Below are 19,045 nucleotides of genomic sequence, written 5' to 3' on the forward strand. Positions count from 1 at the left end.
GTTATAGTCTCGTGGGCTCGGAGATGTGTATAAGAGACAGGGCCCGGACCGTGCCTGAAAGGCTTTGTTAACTATCCGAAAGATAGGGTTGCTGCGCTGGTAAGGCCACGCTCCGCCACCGCTCGCGCTTAGGATTCCATGACCGCGCACGCTGAAGACGACGTCCCGACCGATGGCCTGCCGCGCAAGAAATTCAGCGGCAAGAAGCTGGTCCTGTTCGTCATCCTGCCGCTGGTGCTGCTGATCGGCGCCGGGGCGGGCGTGTATTTCAGCGGCCTGCTCGACTCGCTGCTCGGCAAGAAGGAAGAGCATGCGGAGGTGCCGGCGGAGCCGGCGCAGCCCGATCCCCACGCCGCACCGGTCTTCTACGACCTGCCGGACATGCTGGTGAACCTCAACAGCAGCGGCAAGCGCCCGGCCTTCCTGAAGATCAAGATCTCGATCCAGCTTGCCAAGGGCGAGGACATACCGGCGATCGAGCATGTGCTGCCGCGCATCATCGACAACTTCCAGGTCTATCTGCGCGAATTGCGGTTGGAGGATCTGAAGGGGTCGGCGGGCATGTACCGCCTGCGCCAGGAGCTGCTGATGCGGATCACCGCGTCCGCCCATCCGGTGAAGGTCAAGGACGTTCTGTTCAAGGAAATGCTGGTCCAGTAGGGGCGGCGGAAACGGGCCATGAGCAACACCGAGGAACTGAGCGAAGAAGAACGCCTTGCCGCCGAATGGGCCGCCCTCGCCGAAGACGGTGGCGACATGGGCGACATGGCGGACATGGGCGGCGGCGGTTCGACCCGCGTCCTGAACCAGGACGAGATCGACAGCCTGCTCGGCTTCGACCAGGGCGGGGCCGGGGACGGCGACAACTCCGGCATCATGGCGCTGGTCAATTCGGCGCTGGTCAACTACGAACGCCTGCCCATGCTGGAGGTGGTCTTCGACCGCCTCGTCCGCATGATGTCCACGTCCTTGCGCAACTTCACCTCCGACAACGTCGAGGTCAGCCTCGACCAGATTTCCTCGGTGCGCTTCGGCGACTACCTGAACTCCATCCCGCTGCCGGCGATGCTGTCCGTCTTCAAGGCGGAGGAGTGGGACAACTACGGCCTGATGGTCGTGGACTCGGCGCTGATCTATTCCATCGTGGACGTGCTGCTGGGCGGACGGCGCGGTACGGCGGCGATGCGCATCGAAGGCCGCCCCTACACGACCATCGAGCGCAACCTCGTGGAGCGCATGGTTCATGTGGTGCTGTCCGACCTGTCCGCCGCCTTCGACCCGCTGTCGCCCGTCACCTTCCGCTTCGACCGGCTGGAGACCAACCCGCGCTTCGCCACCATCGCGCGCCCGGCCAACGCGGCGGTGCTGGTCAAGCTGCGGATCGACATGGAGGATCGCGGCGGCCGCCTGGAGCTGATGATCCCCTACGCGACGCTGGAGCCGGTGCGCGAGCTTCTGCTCCAGATGTTCATGGGTGAGAAGTTCGGCCGCGACTCGATCTGGGAAACCCACCTCGCCTCGGAACTGCTGGTCACCGACGTGGACATCTCCGCAGTGCTGGACGAGGTCACGATGACCCTGCACGACGTGCTGAACTGGCGCGTCGGCACGCGAATTCTTCTGAACGCCACACCGGACGGCACCATCGAGCTGCGCTGCGGCGACGTTTCCATGTTCCAAGGCCGCATGGGCCGCAAGGGCGGGCACATCGCCGTGCGGATCGAGCGGGAGCTGCCCAAGCAGGAGGTCATGCGGCTATGAGCCCGACCCTCACGCTCGTCCTCGATCTGGTGATGGTGGGGCTGCTCGCCGCGACCATCGCCTACGCGATCATCCTCAACCGGCAGATCATCAAGCTGCGCGAGAGCCGCGGCGAGATGGCCGAGCTGGTGCGCGGCCTGAACGAGGCCATGTCGCGCGCCGAAACCGGCGTGCGCGGTCTGAAGAAGACGGCCCACGAGACCGGCGACGATCTCCAGCGCACGGTCGCCAAGGCGCAGACCCTGCGCGACGAGCTGGAATTCATGATCGAGGCCGCCGACGCCATGGCGAACCGGCTGGGCAACGTCAGCGGGGAGCGTCCGAAGCCGGGCCCGGCGGCGCGTCCGGCGGTGCGCCCCGGCCTGTCCGCCCGTCCGCCCGTCGCGTCGCGCCCGGCCGTCGCCCCGCGCCCGATCGTCGAGGACGATCTCGGTCACGATGATCACGATCACGACGATCATGATCTCCATGGCCATGATCTCCACGGCCACGATCTCCACGGCCATGATCTCCACGGCCATGATCTCCACGACGATGGTCACATCGATCACGACGATCTGCCGCCGCTGCGTTCCGCCGCTTTCCGGAACGAGCCGCTGCGCGCTGATCCGCTGCGGGCCGAGCCGTTGCGGACCGACCCATTGTCGCGCCGCCCGGCGCCGTCGTCTGATCCCATCGTGCGCGAGGGCGAGAGCCTGTCCCGCGCCGAACGTGAACTTCTGCAAGCCATCGAGAACGCCGGCAAGGGGGTCGGATGAGCGACGCCACCACCACGAAAGGCGCGTCCGCTGCCGTCGGCGGCGGGGAGCCCAAGGTTGTGATCCGCCCGGCCGGGGCCACCCCGACCGGCGTCCGCACCAGCCCGAGCGTTGCCGGCCAGCCGCCGGCCCAGGGTGCCGCGCAGGCCGCGACCCAAGCCGCCGCCAAAGCGAAGCCGAAGGCCAAGGTGAAAGCCAAGGCGAAGCGCAAGCCCGCTGTTCCGCGCCGCCCGCTGTCGGAGCGGCTGCGCGAGAAGATGAAGGCGTGGCGGTTCCGCATCCTGCCGCTGACCATCTTCGTCGCCGTCCTGATGCTGGGGGTGCGCGTCGGCGATCTGTGGCGGATCACCACGCGCGACGCCCGCCTGCCGGAGTTCCCGGCGACCTTGGCCCAAGGGCAGAGCGCCGTTCCGGCGCCGCCCATGCAACTCGCCGCCAACGGCGCCAAGCCCTCGCCCGAACCGGCCCCGGCCCAGGGCGGGTCGAGCAACGGCGCGCCGCCCAATCCGACGCCGCCGGACAACGCCGCCCTCGGCCCGGTGAAGAACGAGGAGCTTCTCCAGCATTTCGCCGAGCGCCGCGCCGAGATCGAGCGCCGCACCAAGGAGCTGGAACAGCGCGAAGCCCTGCTGACCGCCGCCGAGAAGCGCATCGATCAGAAGGTGCAGGAGATGGACAAGGTCCGCTCCGACATCCAGAAGCTGATGCGCCAGGGCGATGAGAAGCAAACCGCGCAGCTCGAAAGCCTCGTGAAGATCTACGAGACGATGAAGCCCAAGGAAGCCGCCCGCATTTTCGAGGAGCTGGACATGCCCGTCCTGCTGGGGGTGGTGGAGAAGATGAAGGAAACCAAGACGGCGCCGATCCTGGCCGCGATGGATCCGCTGAAGGCCAAGGAGCTGACCTCCGCCCTCATCGAACGGCGTGGCCTGCCCACAGCACCGAAGAACTGAATACGCCCTTTGATTGCGATGACGGGAAGGCGGGTATGACCGTACGGTTGGTCATAACCCACCGCCCGCGGCGCATCTACTGAATATACGTACACGTACTGTCAGGATGGTAGAAGGCCCGCGACGGTCGGCATCGTTTCATGTTGGCTCCGGCGTGTTCGGGCAACGCAAGTTTGCCCAACAACAAGAAGGAAGGAGACAAGATGAACGACCAGAACCAGGGCCGTAGCTCGGGCGGTCAGCACTCCGGCGGCAACTTCAAGAACGATCCGGAGCGCGCGGCGGAAGCCGGCCACAAGGGCGGTCAGGTTTCCGGCGGCAACTTCAAGAACGACCCGGAGCGCGCCTCCGAAGCCGGCCACAAGGGTGGACAGGCGTCCGGCGGCAACTTCAAGAACGATCCGGAACGTGCGTCCGAAGCCGGCCACAAGGGTGGGCAGGCGTCCGGCGGCAACTTCAAGAACGATCCGGAACGCGCATCGGAAGCGGGCCGCAAGGGCGGCGAACACAGCCATGGTGGCGGGCGGAGCAGCGGCAGCTGACCGCCGGGACTGTTTTACTGGAACATTTCACCCCTGACTGTTTCATTGGCGCATCAGCCTGACGGAACAGTCGCACGGTGCAACGGTGAAGAAGGGCCGCCCGCAAGGCGGCCCTTTGTCCGTTTGCGGACTCCGCTTGAAACAAATTGCCGCAGCTTTCTTTAAAGTTCGACAGTGGCGAGCGTTGGTCGAAGGCGGACGGGCGCAGAACAACGCTTCCGCTTTCTTTCCGGCAGGGCGATTCCACGCCGTCTTTGCGTTGCGACGTTTCAGGCGCTTAACGGCGTGTTAACCGAGCGAAATTAGGGTTGGAAAGGCTGACGAGGCTCCGAGTCGGCGGCGGCCGTGCGAGGACGCGAGGTTGGGTCGAACCCGCTTCCGGCGTCTGCGTCCGGGCCGGCCGACGCACCCGATCGCACGCAGGCCGGACAAGACCACGGAACGCTCACATCGGAACGCACATGGCCCCGCCCGTTTCCTCCTCGCTCGCCGACCAGAAGCTCCTGCGCCAGCAGCTCGACGCCGCCCATGCCGAAGCGGCCCAGCCGCTGAGCCGCGAGGAGGTGACGGACATCGTCCGCTCCATCCTCGGCAGCATGGACGGCGACATCTCCGCCACCGACCTGCGCCTCTACAAGGAGGTGGTCGACCTCGCCCGCTTCATCGAGAGCGCCAAGCAGGAACTGGCGGCGCTCCAGCCCGCCGAAATCCGTGACCAGCACATCCCGAACGCCACCGATGAGCTGGACGCCGTCGTCGGCGCCACGGAACAGGCCACCTTCGCCATCTTCGACGCCTGCGACGTCATCACCGGCATCTCCGGCCAGATCGACCCGGAGAATTCCGCGAAGCTGACCGAGCAGGTGACCAAGATCTTCGAGGCCTGCAACTTCCAGGACATCACCGGCCAGCGCATCTCCAAGGTCGTGCGCACGCTCAAGCACATCGAATCGAAGGTGGACATGATCGTCGCGGCCTTTGGCGACGAGGTGCGGCAGAACCACACCCGCCCCGCCGCCGCGGTTGCCGTGGCTGAGGCCCACGCCGACCCGGCCCCGAACTTCGCCACCGACCGCCCGGCGGACGACCCGGAGGCCGGGCTGCTGCACGGGCCGCAGATGACCAGCGCCGCCATGGACCAGGACGAGATCGACCGCCTGCTGGCGAGCTTCGATTAATCCCATGGCTGCGCCCGGCCACAGGAAGCCGGACCTGTCGGGCAGCCGGCCGAACCCGAACAACGGAAGCATCGTGCTTCTGCTGTCGCTGTTCCTGCTGCTGCTCGTCTTCTTCATCGTTCTGAACGCCCAGTCCGTGCAGACCGCCCAGCGGGTGCGCACGGTGCTGGTGTCGCTGGAGCGCAGCTTCCCCGCCTTCTACATCGACCCCCGCCTGCGCGAACCGGCGGACCCGCTGGCCTCGCGCGCCGGCACCGTCTTCGCCGTGCAGCGGCTGGACGGTCTGGGCAATCTGTTCGCCACCGCCATCGCCGTGGCGAAGGTGGACAGCGTCACGCCGGGTCGCCTGTTGGAGGTGCGCCTGCCCGCCGACGAGCTGTTCCTTCCCGGCACGGCCGACCTGCGCCCGGATCGCATCGGCCTGATCGACCGGGTGGCCGACGCGCTGTTGCAGAACCGTCCCGGCGAGCGGATCGAGCTGGACGCGCTGCTGTCCATCGGCCCGGCGGGCGGCCCCAGCCAGCCGCCCGGCCCGGTGGTGCGGGCCGGCGCGCTGGCCCGGTTGCTGATCGCCGACGGGGCGCCGGCGGACGCGGTGACGGTGGGCATCGAGCGCGGCGCGCCGGGCGCCGTCCGCCTGCTGTTCAGCCTGCGCGCCCTGGACGATGCGCAGGGGGGAGGGCGCCGATGATCCGCCTTCCCAAACTCCCCAAGGCCGAGGACAAGAGCGGCGGCCACAACCGGACGATCTGGCTGATCAGCTTCACCGACCTGATGTCGCTGCTGCTCGCCTTCTTCGTGCTGATGTACTCGATGAGCGAGCCGGAAGCCCAGCGCTGGACCGGGCTGGTCAAGTCGCTGTCGTCGGCCCGCTCCACCGCGGTGACGCCCTCGGCGACGCCGCCCGAGCCGAAGGCCGCCTTCAACGCCGCCACGGTGGAGTCATATTCGGCGATCAATCTGGATTATCTCAGCGCCCTGCTTCGTACCCAGACCGCGGCCAACGAGGATCTGGCGGCGGTGGAGGTGCGGCGGGAGGACGACCGCGTGGTGATCGGCCTGCCGGCCCATGTGATGTTCGACCCAACCGGCGGCAGCTTCACCGACCAGGGGCGGCGCGTGCTGTATCTGCTGGGTGCGGCGGTGGGCCGGATCGGCAACCGGATCGAGGTGGTCGGGCACGCCGAGCGGGAGGACCAGTCCGCGGGGCTGGCCTGGGAACGCGCCCTGACGCGCGCGGTTGCCGTTGCGGCGCTGCTGCGCGAAACGGGCTACAAGCGTGACCTCGTGGCGCGCAGCCTGATGAGCGAAGCACCCGGCATCGATCCGGTGCCCGGCGGGGCGCGGGTCGATGTGGTGGTGCGTGAGGAGACGGCGGGGCCACCCGTGTCCGGGGCGGCCACCGATGCGGAGCCGGAGGAGTGAAACGGATGGGGCGGGGCAGGGCATACCGGCACTGGCTGAGCGGCTTCGTGGCCGCCACGGCCCTGCTTGCCGCCCAGATCGCCGTCACCCCGGCTGCCTGGGCCGTCGACGTTCCGGTGCGCGCCGCCACCCACAAGACCTTCGGGCGCATGGTCTTCGACTGGCCGCGCCAGACGGGCTACAGCGCGTCGGTGGAGGGCAACACGCTGGTCGTCCGCTTCGACGAGCCGATCAACGCCGCGCTGGACCGCACCGTGGCGGCCTTGCCCGGCTATCTGTCCGGTGTGAGGATCGGCGGCGACGGCACGACGGTGACCTTCGACCTGAAGCGGCCGGTGACGCTGAAGAGCTTCCGCAACGGCAACGCCGTGGCGCTCGACCTGACCCCCGCCGCGGAAGCGCCGGCCCAGAGCCAGACGCCGGCCCAACCCGCCGCTCCAGCGGCCAAGGCCGAGACACCGGCCGCACCCGCTCCGGCGCGCTCCGCAGGGCGGGTGACGGTCAGCGCGGCCGACACGCCGGAGCAGAGCCGCCTGTCCTTCACTTGGCCGGAGGGCGCCAACTACACGCTGCGCCGCGACGGCGCATCGGCCACGCTGCTGTTCGATCGCAACGGCAATGCCGATCTGGCGCCGGTGGCGAGGACGGCGCTGCGCAACATCCAGAACGTGGAGCAGTTCCGGCAGGCCAACGGCGCGCTGGCGGTGACCTTCGCCGTGCCGCAGGACGCCGAGATCAAGGACAGCAAGTCCGGCCGTTCCGTGGTGATCGACGTGCAGAATCCGGGCACGCGCGCCGGTCTGCCGACGGGCGACGCGGCGAGTGCGCCGCCGCCCGGCGCCACCACGACCACGGTGCGTCCACCCTCGGCCGCAGCCGCAGCCCCGCAACCCGCGACACCCCCGGCCGCCGCCGCACGGCCGGCTGCGGCGCCTCTCCCGGCGAAGGAGGTCGCGGCGGTTTCTGTGCCCGCCAAAGCCGAAGCCGCCAAAACCGACCCCGCCAAACCCGATCCGGCGAAAGCCGAGCCGCAGGGGCCGACGCTGGTCTTTGACGCGGGTGGCCCAGCCTCCATCGCCGTCTACCCGCGCGCCGGCCATCTCTACATCGTGTTCGACAAGCCGCTGCCCATCGGTGCCGGAAAGGCCATCGGCGGGGCCGGGACGGTCGGCGCGATCGAGCCGGTGCCGGCCACCGGCGGCAGTGCCTTCCGCACCAGGATCGGTGCACTGGTCTGGCCGAAGATCGAACGGCAGGGGACGAGCTGGAAGATCACGCCGTCCAGCCGCCTGACCGGCACGCCACCCTTCGAACTGAAGATCGATCCGGAGCCGGATTTCCTGTTGGGCGCCCGTCTGCTGGTGCGCGCCGCGGACGCGGCGACCGTGGTGACGCTGTCCGACCCCGACGTCGGCGACCGCCTCCAGGTCGTTCCGCTGCCGGCTCCCGGGAACGCTATTCCCGAATCGCACCGCTACGCCGACCTGGAACTGCTGCCCAGCTACCAGGGCGTCGTCGTCCGGCCCATCGCCGACGCCATCACCGTGCGCCCGGTGAAGGAAGGGGTGGAGGTGACCGCGGCGGGTGGCCTTCACCTGTCCCCCATGGCCGACGCCGGAAACCGCCCGTCGGCATCGGCGCAGACGGCCTCGCTGCCGCCGAAACCGTCCCCCGGCGGCGCGTCCAACACGCTGACTCCGCCCACAGACCCGAAGCCGGTGCCCTCCGGGCGCCGCCTGTTCGACCTGCCAGCCTGGAAGAAGGGCGACCTCGACCATTACACCGAGGCGCGGCAGAACCTTCAGCTCAACATCGTCAACGCGCCGGATTCCGAACGGCCCCGCGCCCAGCTCGACCTCGCCCGCTTCTATCTGGCGAACGGCTTCGGGCAGGAGGCCATCGGCATGATGGACGTGTTGCAGGAGGCCCAGCCCGACCTGGAGGGCTGGCCGGAGTTCCGCGCCCTGCGCGGGGCGGCGCGCTTCCTGGCGGGAAACACCGATGCCGCGGCGGAGGATTTCGCCCATCCGAACCTCGCCAACAACGGCGAGGCCGCGCTGTGGCGCGCCGCCATCGCGGCGGACCGCAACGACTGGCCGGCGGCCCAGGCCGGTTTCAAGGCGGCGGCGCCGATCCTGAATTCCTACCCCGACCCGATCCTGACGAAGCTGGCGACCCGCGCCGCCGAGGCCGCGCTGAAGACCGGTGACGCGCCCTTCGCCAAGCGGTTGCTCGACCGCATCGTCGAGCGTGGCGGCACGGACGCCGAGGAGCGGCCCGATGTCCAGTATCTCCGCGGCCTCTATTACGCCCAGACCAACGAGCCGGAGCGGGCGCTGGAGCAGCTGACCGCCTCCTACAACAGCCTCGACCGCTATTACCGGGCCAAGGCCGGGCTGGCGCTGGTGAACCTGCAACTTGCGGAAGGCCGCATGTCGCCGCCCGCCGCGGCGGAGCGGCTGGCCGGGCTGACCTTCACGTGGCGCGGCGACGAGCTGGAGATGCAGATCCGCCAGCGCATGGGCGAGGTGCTGATCGCTGCCGGCCAGTACGCCGACGGCTTCAACGCCATGAAGGAGACTGCCGCCCTGGTCGCCGACACACCGCGGGCGGAGGAGATCACCCGAGAGATGTCGCGCATCTTCGCCGACCTCTACAAGGACGGGGCGCAGAAGCTGCCGACCATCGAGGCGCTCCAGCTCTATGACCAGTTCCGCGAGCTGACCCCGGTGGGCGAGGCGGGCGACGAGGTGATCCGGCAGCTCGCCGAGCGGCTGATCTCGGTGGACCTGTTGAACCGCGCTGCCGACCTGCTGCAGCATCAGGTCGAATACCGCCTGTCCGGCGAGGACAAGGCGCGAGTCGGCACCCGGCTCGCCTCCGTCCGCCTGCTCGACAACAAGCCGGAGGACGCCCTGCGCGCGCTGGAGCTGTCCAACGTGCCGAACCTGCCGGCGGATCTGGTGGGCGAGCGCCGCCTGATGCAGGCCAAGGCGCTGGCCGAGCTGGGCCGCGGCGATGAGGCGCTGCTGCTGCTCTCCGAGGACGACAGCAAGCCGGCCAACTCGCTGCGGGTGGACATCGCGTGGCGCGCCCAGAAGTGGGAGGCCGCGGCCTTCGCCCTGAACAAGCTGATCGGCCCGCCGCCGCCGCCGACCCAGCCGATCAACCCGGCGACCTCGCAACTCGTCCTGAACCGCGCGGTGGCCCTGGCCTTGGCCGGGGATGGTACGAACCTGAACCTGCTGCGCAAGGAGTTCGGATCGGCGATGACCAACGGTCCCGACGTCGACGCCTTCCGCGTGCTGACCCGGCCGGAGCAGGCGCTGGGCCTGATCGACGTCAACACCGTGCGTTCCCGCGTCGCCGAGGTGGACGTGTTCCAGAAGTTCCTGAAGAACTACCGCGGCAAACAGAGCGCGGCGATCAACTGATCCTGTCTTGGAACACGCCTTCGCTCAACGAAAAGCCCCGGTCCAATGGACCGGGGCTTTTTTATCAGTGAAGCGGCGGCAAATCCTCAGAGCTGTACCTGGGTGCCCAGCTCGACCACGCGGTTCGGTGGGATCTTGAAGAAGTCGGTGGCGCTGACCGCGGTGCGCGACATCACGACGAACAGCTTCTCCCGCCACTGGGCCATCTGCGGGTTGATGCGGGGGATCAGCGTCTCGCGGCCGAGGAAGAAGGAGGTCGTCATCACGTCGAACTCCAGCCCGAACGCCTTGCACAGCCGCAGCGCCTTGGGGATGTTCGGCTCCTGCGAGAAACCGTAGCGCACCGTCAGGCGGTAGAAGCCGTCGGCGAGTCCCTCCAGGACGACGCGCTCCTTGGCCGGAACGCGGGGCACGTCCTCGACCATCACGGTCAGGAAGACGATGCGCTCGTGCATCACCTGATTGTGCTTCAGGTTGTGCAGCAGGGCGATCGGCACCGTGTCGGCGCTGGAGGTCAGGAAGATCGCCGTTCCCTTCACCCGCTGGATGTCGGAGGACTTGGCGTGCCGCTTGACGAAGCCGTCCAGCGGCAGGGAATCCTCGGCCAGCCGGCGGTTCAGGACGGCGCGACCGCGGCGCCACGTCGACATCAGCCCCAGCGTTACCGCGGCGATGACCAGCGGCACCCAGCCGCCGTGCGGGATCTTCACGGCGTTGGCAAGGAACAGCGCCAAGTCGACGCTGAGGAACAGCGCGCCCAGCGCCAGACAGACGGGCAGGCTCCAGTTCCAGCGGCGATGCGCCACGACCAGCGCCAGGATGGTGGTGATGACCATGTCGCCGGTCACCGCGATGCCGTAGGCGGTCGCCAGCCGGCTGGAGGATTCGAACCAGACGACCAGACCGATGACGGCGAACAGCAGGCCCCAGTTGGCCCGCGGGATGTAGATCTGTCCGCCTTCCTCCTGCGAGGTATGGCGGATGTCCAGCCGTGGGCATAGGCCGAGCTGCACCGCCTGCCGGGTCAGTGAAAAGACGCCGGAGATCACCGCCTGGCTGGCGATCACCGCCGCGCAGGTCGACAGCAGGATCATCGGATAGAGACCCCACTCCGGCACCAGCAGGTAGAAGGGGCTGCGCACCGCCGTGGGATTGCTCAGCAGCAGGGCGCACTGGCCGAGATAGTTCAGCAGCAGCGCGGGCAGCACCACCGCCAGCCAAGCCACCTTGATGGGGCGGCGGCCGAAATGGCCCATGTCGGCGTAGAGTGCCTCGCCCCCGGTGACGGCCAGAACGACGGCGCCCAGCACCAGGAAGCCGATCCAGCCGTTCGAGGCGAAGAAATGAACGGCGTGGCGCGGGTCGAGCGCGGCCAGGACCTGCGGTTCCTTGACCAGCTCGATCAGGCCGAGCAGGCCCAGTGTGGCGAACCACGCGACCATGATCGGGCCGAACAGCCGGCCGACCTTCTCGGTGCCGCGGCTCTGGATTCCGAACAGGGCGATCAGGATGCCCACGGTCACCGGCACCACGACCCGCTCCAGCGCCGGCTGCGCCACCTCCAGCCCCTCCACCGCGGAGAGGACGGAGATTGCCGGGGTGATCATGCCATCGCCGTAGAACAGGGCGGCGCCGAACAGGCCCATCGCCATCAGGCCGGACAGCCGCCCGGTGGAATCCGGCCGGCTGTTGGTCGCCAGCGCCAGCAGGGCCAGGATGCCGCCCTCGCCCTTGTTGTCGGCGCGCATGACGAACAGCACGTATTTCACCGTGACCACGAGCACCAGCGCCCAGAAGACCATGGACATGATGCCCAGGATGTTCTGCGGCGTCAGGGCGAGCCCATGCTCCGGCGAGAAGCATTCGCGCAGCGTGTAGAGCGGGCTGGTGCCGATGTCGCCGTAAACGACGCCAAGCGCACCGAGGGTGAGCGCGGCCAGCCTGCCCTTGTCGGGTGCCGCGGCTTTCAGGGTCGTGTCTGACATGTGGGACGTGGAGGGGGTCCGTTGGGAGTCCGAGCGGGGGACGAAGAAGCCACAAGCTGCGGGTACGGCGGCGGTCGGTGCGCTCGCGCGGGCCGATCCTCTTACGCTCTTCCCAGATCCAATACTAGCGCAAGGCGATGCGCCCGTCCGCAGGCGGTTTCACCTGCGACGATCTGTGCCGGAGGCCGTGGCCACCCTGTTCAGAGCGTGCCGAAGCTGCGCGCCAGCGATCCGGCGATCAGGTACCAGCCGTCCACCAGCACGAAGAAGATGATCTTGAACGGAATCGCCACCATGGTCGGCGGCAGCATCATCATGCCCATCGACATCAGGATCGACGATACCACCATGTCGATGATCAGGAAGGGCAGGAACAGCAGGAAGCCGATCTCGAAGGCCCGCTTGATCTCCGAGATCATGAAGGCGGGAACCAGCACATGCAGCGGGGTCTGCTCGGCGTCCGCCACGTTCTCGATGCGCGCCATGTCCATGAACAGGCGCAGGTCCTTCTCGCTGGTGTGCTTCAGCATGAACTCGCGCAGCGGGGCGACCGTGCGGCGGAAGGCCTCCGTCTCGTCGATGTCCTGGTTGATCAGGGGCTGGATGCCCTGGTTGTAGGAACGCTCGAACACCGGGGCCATGACGAAGAAGGTCAGGAAGACCGCCAGCGACATCAGCACCGTGTTCGGCGGCACCTGCTGGATGCCCAGCGCCGAGCGCAGGAAGGACAGAACGATGACGATGCGGGTGAAGGCCGTCATCATGATCAGGATCGACGGCGCCAGCGACAGCACGGTGATCAGCGCGACCATCTGGACGATGCGCCCGGTGGTCGATCCCCCGGCGTCGCCCAAGTCGAAGGTCATGCTCTGGGCCAGCGCCGGCCCGGCGGCCAGCGCCCCGGCGACTCCGATCGCCAAGGCCAGCAGGCCGGCGAACACCAGCCGTCCCGTCCCGCCGGTGCCGACCTTCATGACCGTTCCCCCGCGGGCGGCGGGGCGGAAACCTCGGCCATCGCGCCCTGGAAGCCGCCGCGTGGCGTCTGGTCGACCACCTGGTCGCCGAAAGCGCTCAGCAGCAGCAGATGCTCACTGTCGTCGCGGCGGACCAGCACCAGCCGGCGCTTGCCGTCAAGCGGCAGCACCTCGACGACGCCCAGCCGGCGCTGGCGCCCCGACGTGGCGGTCATGCCGCCGAAACCGATGCGGCGCATCACCCAGGCCACCAGCACGATCAGCGCGATGACGAAGGCGAGGGCGAGAACGAATTGGATGTACTGGTCGAGGCCCATGGATCAGGTCAGCTCTGTCGGGACGGCGTGGCCGGCGGGTCGGAGGGGAGGTCGGCGGAGGCGCTGCGGCCGTAAACGGCGCTGGCGCGCTGACGCGCCGAATGGGGGTCGTGGCGTCCCTCGGCGGCGGCGGCCAGCGTTTCCCTCTGGCGGGTCAGCGCCGCCGCGACGGCGTCCAGCGTGGGGAGCAGGCGTTCCAGGGCGGCGGCCAGTTCGGCGTCGCCGCGGACGGACTGCGCCTTGGCGCACAGGGCGGCGACACGGATGTCGAGCCCGGTGAGGTCCGCCGTCAGTCCGGCCTCCATCTGGTCGCGGGTCTCCTCCAGCGCGGCGGCCAGAGCCTGGATATCCCGGCGGAGCGTCGCGGTCTCTGTCACGGAGCCTCTCCGGTGGCCGGTTCCGCAGACGGCGGTAGCGTGCCGTTGGCGCGGTAGACGTAAGCGAGGATCTCGGCCACGGCGGCGATGGCCTCGATGGGGATTTCCGAGTCGATGTCCACCGCCGACAGGATCTGCACGAGGTCGGCGTCCTCGCGCACCTTCACGCCGTTGGCGAAGGCCAGCTCCAGGATCTGTTCGGCCACATGGCCCTTGCCGGTGGCGACAACGCGGGGCAGGGACTGGTCGCCCAGCTCATACTTCAGCGCGACCGCGACGGGCCGGTTGGGAAGGGGGCGGTGGTTGGGAGTCGGCTCGGACAAGGGGCTCCTGCCGGATGGCCTGTGTCGATGGGCGTATCCTGGCGGAACATGCTTAACGAAGCATGAAGCTCAAGCGTGGCGGGTTAAGGACGGAGCGATGCCGTGGGCTGGATTCATCTTTGATTAACTGAAACGGCGGAAGATCGGAATGCTGTGATGCATCCCGCCCGCCTTGGTGCGCGCCTTCGCGCGTCCGGGCGGCAGGCCCTCAGACCGGAACCCGGCGATGAATCTCGAAAACCTCGGCCTCTTCAAGCTGATGTCGCGCAAGATGGGCTGGCTGACCGAACGCCAGAACGTGATTGCGCAGAACATCGCGAACGCCGACACGCCGGATTACAAGGGCCGCGACCTGAAGCCCTTCACCTTCCGCGACGCCTTGTCCGACAGCCGCCGCCTCCAGCCCAACGCGACCAACGCCTCGCACCTCCAGGGGACGCGCGGCACGGGCGGGCTGAACCAGGAGCAGCGCCAGCGCAATCCCTACGAGACGGCGCCGGACGGCAACAACGTGGTCCTGGAAGAGCAGATGCTGAAGCAGGGCCAGACCGGCATGGACTTTCAGACGATCACGAACCTCTACAAGAAGCAGGTCAACCTGATCCGGTCCTCCATCCGCAGCGGCGGTTAAGGAGCGGCGGGGTTCAGGGAGAAGGAGGCGGAACATGGATCTCTATACGTCGATGGCGGTATCCGCGTCCGGCATGAAGGCGCAGGGCACGCGCCTGAAGACCATCGCGGAAAATCTGGCCAACGCCAACACCACGGCGGAAACGCCGGGCGATCTGCCCTACCGGCGCAAGGTCGTGATGTTCCAGAACGCCCTGGACCGCCAGATGGGAGTCGATCTGGTCCGCGTCGCCAAGATCGACGTCGACAAGAAGGACTTCGAGCGGCGCTACGACCCCTCGCACCCCTCTGCGGACGCCGACGGCTACGTGCTGCTGCCCAATGTCAATTCGGTGGTCGAGGCGATGGACATGCGCGAGGCGCAGCGCTCCTACGAGGCCAACCTGTCGGCGGTGGACAGCGCCCGCCAGATGCTGACGCGCACCATCGACATTCTCCGCGCCTGACGCCGCGACGCTTTTTCTGAAGGAAGGACGCACGTCCCATGGTCAACCCGATCAACGCCGCCGCGGCCTACGCGAACACGGCCGCCTCCACGACCGGGCCGGGCATGGCCCCGCGCAACGGCGTCAGCTTCGGCGACGTTCTGGAGCAGACCGCCAAGGAGGTCATCGGCGACCTGAAGCAGGGCGAGACGATGACCGCCCGGGCCGCCGTCGGGCAGGCCGACCTGACCGACGTCGTCCAGGCCGTCACCAACGCCGAGGTGACGCTGCAGACCGTCACCGCCGTGCGCGACAAGGTGCTGTCGGCCTATCAGGAAATCCTGCGCATGCCGATCTGACGGCGGCTTGCCGACCCTGAGCAGAAGCGCCCCGAGCGAAGCATCATGAGCGAAACCGACGTCATCGAGATCTGCCGCACCTCCATCGTCACGCTGGTGTTCGTGGTGGCGCCGGTGCTGGTCGCCATGATGGTGGTCGGCACGGTGATCTCAGTGTTCCAGGCGGTCACCCAGATCAGCGAGCAGACGCTGGCCATGGTGCCGAAGGTCCTTCTGGTCTTCGGCCTGTCGATCCTGCTGATGCCCTTCATGCTGGGCGAGTTGCGGTCCTTTTTCGAGCATGAGGTCGCTGACCGCATCGTCGCCATCGGCACCGGCGCCAACAGCGTCCCCAACGCCGGAAATCTGCCCGGCGGCGGCGGATGAACCTGCTTCAGCAGTTTCTGGGCGACCAGATCTTCCTCTGGTTGCTGGTCTTCGCGCGCGTCGGGACGGCTTTCAGCATCATGCCGACCATCGGCGATGCCTTCGTCTCCACCCGCACGCGCCTTCTCTTTTCCGTCGCGGTCAGCGTTCTGGTGGCGCCGGTGCTCGGCGACCGCATGCCGCCGATGCCTGACAACATCTTCCGCCTGTTCGTGCTGATCGCCGGGGAGGTGACCGTAGGCATCTTCATGGGCACCGTCGCCCGCCTGCTGATGGGCGCGCTGGAGGTGGCCGGGACGATCATCGCGCTTCAGTCCGGCCTGTCGAACGCCCAGATGTTCAACCCGGCCATGGCGTCTCAGGGATCGCTGCCCGGCGCCCTGATGGGGTGGCTTGGGCTGCTGCTGATCTTCATCACCAACCTTCATCATCTGCTGATCATGGCGGTGGTGGACAGCTATTCGACCTTCGCGCCGGGGGCGGCGATCCCCATCGACGACATGGCGAACGTGGTCGGGCAATTGGTCGGCAAGTCCTTCATGCTCGGCGTGCAGATGGCGGCGCCGTTCCTGATTTCCGGCATGCTGTTCGCGCTGGCGCTTGGTCTGCTGAACAAGCTGGCGCCGCAGATCCAGGTGTTCTTCCTGTTCACCTCGCTCCAGGTCGCCCTGGGGCTGTTCATGTTCGCCCTGACGCTGGCCGCGATGATGATGTTCTGGCTGACCCATTTCGAGGCCGCCTTCGTCGATTTCCTGAGACCGGGCTGAGCGGGGAGAGATCCGGTGTCCGAAGACGCGGATGAATCATCCAAAACAGAAGATCCTACGCAAAAGAAGCTCGATGAGGCCCACAAGCAGGGCCAGTACGCGATGACGCAGGAAATCGGCAATTGGCTGATGATCGCCGCTGCACTGGTGATCCTGATCACGATTCTGCCTGGAACGCTGAAGGGCATGGTGCCCCGCCTGAACTTCTTTTTCGAGAACCTGGACCAGATCCCCATGGACCAGGGCGGGGTCGGCGCGGTGCTGATGCGGGTGATGAAGGACATCCTGTGGGCGCTGTGGCTGCCGATCCTGTTCCTGCTGTTCGCCGGGGTGATCGGCACCATCGGACAGAAAGGCTTCAACGTCTCCTGGGAACTGATCACACCGAAATTCAGCAAGCTGAATCCGATCTCCGGCATCGCCAACCTGTTCAGCGCCCAGAAAGGTGTCGATCTGCTGAAGAGCTTGGCCAAGGTCGCGGTGGTCGGCGTCGTCGCCTACATCGCGCTTCAGCCGATGATGCTGACCATAGGGCATTTCATCGGCATTGACATGATGCTGCTGCTTCGTGAGATGGATGGCCTGACCTTCCGGTTGCTCGCCGGCGTTCTGGCCATTCTGACTCTGATCGCCGGGGCCGACCTGTTCTGGCAGCGCCACAGCTTCGACAAGAAGATGCGCATGACCAAGCAGGAAGTGAAGGACGAGCACAAGCAGGCCGAAGGCGACCCGCACGTCAAGGGCCGCATCCGACAGCTGCGTTTCGAACGGGCGCGCAAGCGCATGATGGCGGCGGTGCCCAGCGCCGACGTGGTGGTGACCAACCCGACCCACTTCGCCGTCGCGCTGAAATACGACTCCACCACCATGGGTGCCCCGATGGTGGTGGCGAAGGGCGCCGATGCCGTCGCCTTCAAGATCCGCGAGATCGCCGAGGAGAACGGCGTACCGGTGATGGAGAATCCGCCCCTCGCCCGTGCGCTCTATGCCGCATGCGATATCGACGAGGAGGTTCCGTCCGAGCACTATCGCGCCGTGGCGGAAGTCATTACCTATGTCTTCAAGCTGAAAGGACGCGCGGTGCGGAACTGAGGGCCGTTCCCGGACCTTTCCTTGCAGCGAACGGCTGACCTGGAGTTCCGGTGGACGACACGACCTCTTCCTTTGCCGACAGCGCTCCCGCCGGCCAACGCCCCGATGGTGCCGCGGGGGTGGGGGAACGGCCCGGCGGCGGCTTCGCCACCGCGGTTCTGGCGGTCCTTCTTCTGGCCGGGCTGGGCGCCGCGGGGACTGGGGTGGTTCTGGACCGCGACCCGCTGGCCTGGGCCGGCCTGACCACCGCGGGAGCGGGAGCCTTGGCTTTGGCGATCCGCATGGTCCGCGCGCGGCGGCGGGTGGCCCGCGTCGGTTCCCTGCTGGGCAGCGCGCTGGAGGGGCTTCCCTCCGGCCAGCTCGTCTGCGACGGCGCCGGGCATGTGGTCTTCGTCAACAGCACCTTCCGCTCGCTGACCGGCTGGAGCGAGGGCGAGCCGCCGCTGCGTGCGCTCGAACGCCAGTTCGCCGACGATGCGGACAGCGCCGACGCCTTCCGCCGCCTTTGCGAGCGGGTGAAGGGCGGCTATTCCGGTTCCATCGAGCTGGTGGTCCGCCAGCAGGGGCGCGCTGCCGAATGGCGCCGCATCCAGGGGCAGCCCATCGATGGACACGCCGGGGCGGTGATGTGGCGCGTCGAGGACATCACCGCGCGGCGGGAGCTGGAGCAGGTGACGCGGCGCGAGCAGACCCAGCTCATCGATTTCATGGACCACGCGCCGATCGGCTTCTTCTCGGTGGACCAGGACGGGCACTTCCAGTTCGTCAACGCGACCCTGGCGAAGTGGCTGGGCTGCGCGCCGGAGGATCTGGTCGAGGGCGGGCGCCGCCTTCACGACGTTCTGGCCCATCCGCCCGCCGTTTCCGCTCCCTACGACTTCCTGGAGGGCGGCGGGCTGGAGCAGCGCGGCGAGATCGCCATGGACGGGCTCCAGGGCCGCCGCTTCCAGGCCTATGTCGCGCAGAGCGTGGTGAGGGGCGAGGACGGGCGGATTTCGCACACCCGCTCCGTCGTGCGCGACCTGACGCCGGAACGCGAGTGGCAGGAGGCCCTGCGGCTGTCCGAACAGCGCTTCCAGCGCTTCTTCGAGGACGCGCCGATCGGCATCGCCCTGGTGGACGAGGGCGGGCGGCTGGCCGAGTGCAACCAGGCCTTTCTGGCGCTGATCGGCAGCGATGCCGGCAACGTCCTCGGACGGGGCATGGCCGACCTGATCGTCCCGGCGGAGCGCGCCATGGTGTCCGAGCGGCTGACCGCCGTGCAGGGCGGTTCCGACCCCACCGCCCCGCTGGAGGTGAGGCTGACCGGCGGGCGCGAGCTGGTGGCCCAGCTCTACGCCTGTCTCTTATACACATCTCCGAGCCCACGAGACTATAAC

General features: G+C 67.8%; 21 protein-coding genes. 16 read left to right on the forward strand and 5 right to left on the reverse strand.

The window, feature by feature from the left end; genetic code table 11:
• Nucleotides 1–138: 138 nt before the first annotated feature.
• The 9 genes from Q4I23_RS18910 (at nt 139) to Q4I23_RS18950 (ending at nt 10,051) form a co-directional block, all read left to right on the forward strand.
• The gene (locus tag Q4I23_RS18910) at nt 139–660 is read left to right on the forward strand and encodes a flagellar basal body-associated FliL family protein (protein WP_035674997.1); all 522 of its coding nucleotides are present in this window, start codon (nt 139–141) and stop codon (nt 658–660) included.
• Nucleotides 661–678: 18 nt separating this feature from the next.
• Entirely contained in the window at nt 679–1,761 is a 1,083-nt protein-coding gene (gene fliM / locus Q4I23_RS18915; protein ID WP_035674995.1) for a flagellar motor switch protein FliM, read from the forward strand.
• A complete protein-coding gene (locus tag Q4I23_RS18920; protein ID WP_498527203.1) occupies nt 1,758–2,519 on the forward strand; it encodes a DUF6468 domain-containing protein in 762 nt (253 codons plus the stop codon). The genes fliM and Q4I23_RS18920 overlap by 4 nt, the downstream gene beginning before the upstream one ends.
• Nucleotides 2,516–3,472: a MotE family protein gene (locus Q4I23_RS18925; RefSeq protein ID WP_454018737.1), complete on the forward strand. Its 957-nt coding sequence runs from the start codon at nt 2,516–2,518 to the stop codon at nt 3,470–3,472. The genes Q4I23_RS18920 and Q4I23_RS18925 overlap by 4 nt, the downstream gene beginning before the upstream one ends.
• Before the next feature lie 203 nt (nt 3,473–3,675).
• Nucleotides 3,676–4,014, forward strand: coding sequence for a con-10 family general stress protein (locus Q4I23_RS18930; protein ID WP_137114835.1), 339 nt, complete (start codon nt 3,676–3,678; stop codon nt 4,012–4,014).
• Between the two features lie 461 nt (nt 4,015–4,475).
• The gene (locus tag Q4I23_RS18935) at nt 4,476–5,192 is read left to right on the forward strand and encodes a protein phosphatase CheZ (protein ID WP_237903192.1); all 717 of its coding nucleotides are present in this window, start codon (nt 4,476–4,478) and stop codon (nt 5,190–5,192) included.
• Between the two features lie 4 nt (nt 5,193–5,196).
• A complete protein-coding gene (locus Q4I23_RS18940; protein ID WP_498527204.1) occupies nt 5,197–5,883 on the forward strand; it encodes a hypothetical protein in 687 nt (228 codons plus the stop codon).
• Nucleotides 5,880–6,617: a flagellar motor protein MotB gene (locus Q4I23_RS18945; RefSeq protein WP_035674985.1), complete on the forward strand. Its 738-nt coding sequence runs from the start codon at nt 5,880–5,882 to the stop codon at nt 6,615–6,617. The genes Q4I23_RS18940 and Q4I23_RS18945 overlap by 4 nt, the downstream gene beginning before the upstream one ends.
• 5 nt (nt 6,618–6,622) lie before the next feature.
• Nucleotides 6,623–10,051, forward strand: a complete 3,429-nt coding sequence (locus Q4I23_RS18950; protein WP_498527205.1) for a tetratricopeptide repeat protein — start codon at nt 6,623–6,625, stop codon at nt 10,049–10,051.
• 86 nt (nt 10,052–10,137) lie between these two features.
• Here the strand turns inward: Q4I23_RS18950 and Q4I23_RS18955 are convergent, their stop codons facing one another.
• From Q4I23_RS18955 to Q4I23_RS18975, 5 genes are all read right to left on the reverse strand, one after another.
• On the reverse strand, nt 10,138–12,036 hold the full coding sequence (locus Q4I23_RS18955) for a potassium transporter Kup (protein WP_498527206.1): 1,899 nt from the start codon (nt 12,034–12,036) through the stop codon (nt 10,138–10,140).
• Between the two features lie 200 nt (nt 12,037–12,236).
• On the reverse strand, nt 12,237–13,010 hold the full coding sequence (gene fliP, locus Q4I23_RS18960) for a flagellar type III secretion system pore protein FliP (RefSeq protein WP_454018733.1): 774 nt from the start codon (nt 13,008–13,010) through the stop codon (nt 12,237–12,239).
• Nucleotides 13,007–13,327, reverse strand: coding sequence for a FliO/MopB family protein (locus Q4I23_RS18965; RefSeq protein ID WP_498527207.1), 321 nt, complete (start codon nt 13,325–13,327; stop codon nt 13,007–13,009). The genes fliP and Q4I23_RS18965 overlap by 4 nt, the downstream gene beginning before the upstream one ends.
• Before the next feature lie 8 nt (nt 13,328–13,335).
• The gene (locus tag Q4I23_RS18970; protein WP_498527208.1) at nt 13,336–13,704 is read right to left on the reverse strand and encodes a hypothetical protein; all 369 of its coding nucleotides are present in this window, start codon (nt 13,702–13,704) and stop codon (nt 13,336–13,338) included.
• On the reverse strand, nt 13,701–14,027 hold the full coding sequence (locus Q4I23_RS18975) for an EscU/YscU/HrcU family type III secretion system export apparatus switch protein (RefSeq protein WP_014240972.1): 327 nt from the start codon (nt 14,025–14,027) through the stop codon (nt 13,701–13,703). Before Q4I23_RS18975 ends, Q4I23_RS18970 begins: the two co-directional genes overlap by 4 nt.
• Nucleotides 14,028–14,253: 226 nt before the next feature.
• Between Q4I23_RS18975 and flgB the strand changes: the two genes are divergently transcribed.
• The 7 genes from flgB to Q4I23_RS19010 form a co-directional block, all read left to right on the forward strand.
• Nucleotides 14,254–14,658 carry a flagellar basal body rod protein FlgB gene (gene flgB, locus Q4I23_RS18980; protein WP_014240970.1) on the forward strand — a complete coding sequence of 135 codons (405 nt, stop codon included), beginning with the start codon at nt 14,254–14,256 and terminating at the stop codon, nt 14,656–14,658.
• Between the two features lie 34 nt (nt 14,659–14,692).
• The gene (gene flgC, locus Q4I23_RS18985; protein ID WP_094302992.1) at nt 14,693–15,103 is read left to right on the forward strand and encodes a flagellar basal body rod protein FlgC; all 411 of its coding nucleotides are present in this window, start codon (nt 14,693–14,695) and stop codon (nt 15,101–15,103) included.
• Nucleotides 15,104–15,141: 38 nt separating this feature from the next.
• Nucleotides 15,142–15,441 carry a flagellar hook-basal body complex protein FliE gene (fliE, locus tag Q4I23_RS18990; protein ID WP_237903201.1) on the forward strand — a complete coding sequence of 100 codons (300 nt, stop codon included), beginning with the start codon at nt 15,142–15,144 and terminating at the stop codon, nt 15,439–15,441.
• A gap of 45 nt (nt 15,442–15,486) precedes the next feature.
• On the forward strand, nt 15,487–15,807 hold the full coding sequence (locus Q4I23_RS18995) for a flagellar biosynthetic protein FliQ (protein ID WP_109070594.1): 321 nt from the start codon (nt 15,487–15,489) through the stop codon (nt 15,805–15,807).
• Entirely contained in the window at nt 15,804–16,574 is a 771-nt protein-coding gene (gene fliR, locus Q4I23_RS19000) for a flagellar biosynthetic protein FliR (protein WP_014240967.1), read from the forward strand. Before Q4I23_RS18995 ends, fliR begins: the two co-directional genes overlap by 4 nt.
• Nucleotides 16,575–16,589: 15 nt before the next feature.
• The gene (gene flhB, locus Q4I23_RS19005) at nt 16,590–17,666 is read left to right on the forward strand and encodes a flagellar biosynthesis protein FlhB (protein WP_454018729.1); all 1,077 of its coding nucleotides are present in this window, start codon (nt 16,590–16,592) and stop codon (nt 17,664–17,666) included.
• A gap of 50 nt (nt 17,667–17,716) precedes the next feature.
• A partial coding sequence (locus Q4I23_RS19010; protein ID WP_498527209.1) for a PAS domain-containing protein occupies nt 17,717–19,045 on the forward strand: 1,329 nt, incomplete at its 3' end.

Source organism: Azospirillum sp. UFLA03-27 (genome assembly GCF_059803775.1).

Coding starts and splice junctions, on each gene's coding strand:
- Q4I23_RS18910 (WP_035674997.1), top strand. CDS start 139: ATGACCGCGCACGCTGAAGACGACGTCCCGACCGATGGCCTGCCGCGC.
- fliM (WP_035674995.1), top strand. CDS start 679: ATGAGCAACACCGAGGAACTGAGCGAAGAAGAACGCCTTGCCGCCGAA.
- Q4I23_RS18920 (WP_498527203.1), top strand. CDS start 1,758: ATGAGCCCGACCCTCACGCTCGTCCTCGATCTGGTGATGGTGGGGCTG.
- Q4I23_RS18925 (WP_454018737.1), top strand. CDS start 2,516: ATGAGCGACGCCACCACCACGAAAGGCGCGTCCGCTGCCGTCGGCGGC.
- Q4I23_RS18930 (WP_137114835.1), top strand. CDS start 3,676: ATGAACGACCAGAACCAGGGCCGTAGCTCGGGCGGTCAGCACTCCGGC.
- Q4I23_RS18935 (WP_237903192.1), top strand. CDS start 4,476: ATGGCCCCGCCCGTTTCCTCCTCGCTCGCCGACCAGAAGCTCCTGCGC.
- Q4I23_RS18940 (WP_498527204.1), top strand. CDS start 5,197: ATGGCTGCGCCCGGCCACAGGAAGCCGGACCTGTCGGGCAGCCGGCCG.
- Q4I23_RS18945 (WP_035674985.1), top strand. CDS start 5,880: ATGATCCGCCTTCCCAAACTCCCCAAGGCCGAGGACAAGAGCGGCGGC.
- Q4I23_RS18950 (WP_498527205.1), top strand. CDS start 6,623: ATGGGGCGGGGCAGGGCATACCGGCACTGGCTGAGCGGCTTCGTGGCC.
- Q4I23_RS18955 (WP_498527206.1), bottom strand. CDS start 12,036: ATGTCAGACACGACCCTGAAAGCCGCGGCACCCGACAAGGGCAGGCTG.
- fliP (WP_454018733.1), bottom strand. CDS start 13,010: ATGAAGGTCGGCACCGGCGGGACGGGACGGCTGGTGTTCGCCGGCCTG.
- Q4I23_RS18965 (WP_498527207.1), bottom strand. CDS start 13,327: ATGGGCCTCGACCAGTACATCCAATTCGTTCTCGCCCTCGCCTTCGTC.
- flgB (WP_014240970.1), top strand. CDS start 14,254: ATGAATCTCGAAAACCTCGGCCTCTTCAAGCTGATGTCGCGCAAGATG.
- flgC (WP_094302992.1), top strand. CDS start 14,693: ATGGATCTCTATACGTCGATGGCGGTATCCGCGTCCGGCATGAAGGCG.
- fliE (WP_237903201.1), top strand. CDS start 15,142: ATGGTCAACCCGATCAACGCCGCCGCGGCCTACGCGAACACGGCCGCC.
- Q4I23_RS18995 (WP_109070594.1), top strand. CDS start 15,487: ATGAGCGAAACCGACGTCATCGAGATCTGCCGCACCTCCATCGTCACG.
- fliR (WP_014240967.1), top strand. CDS start 15,804: ATGAACCTGCTTCAGCAGTTTCTGGGCGACCAGATCTTCCTCTGGTTG.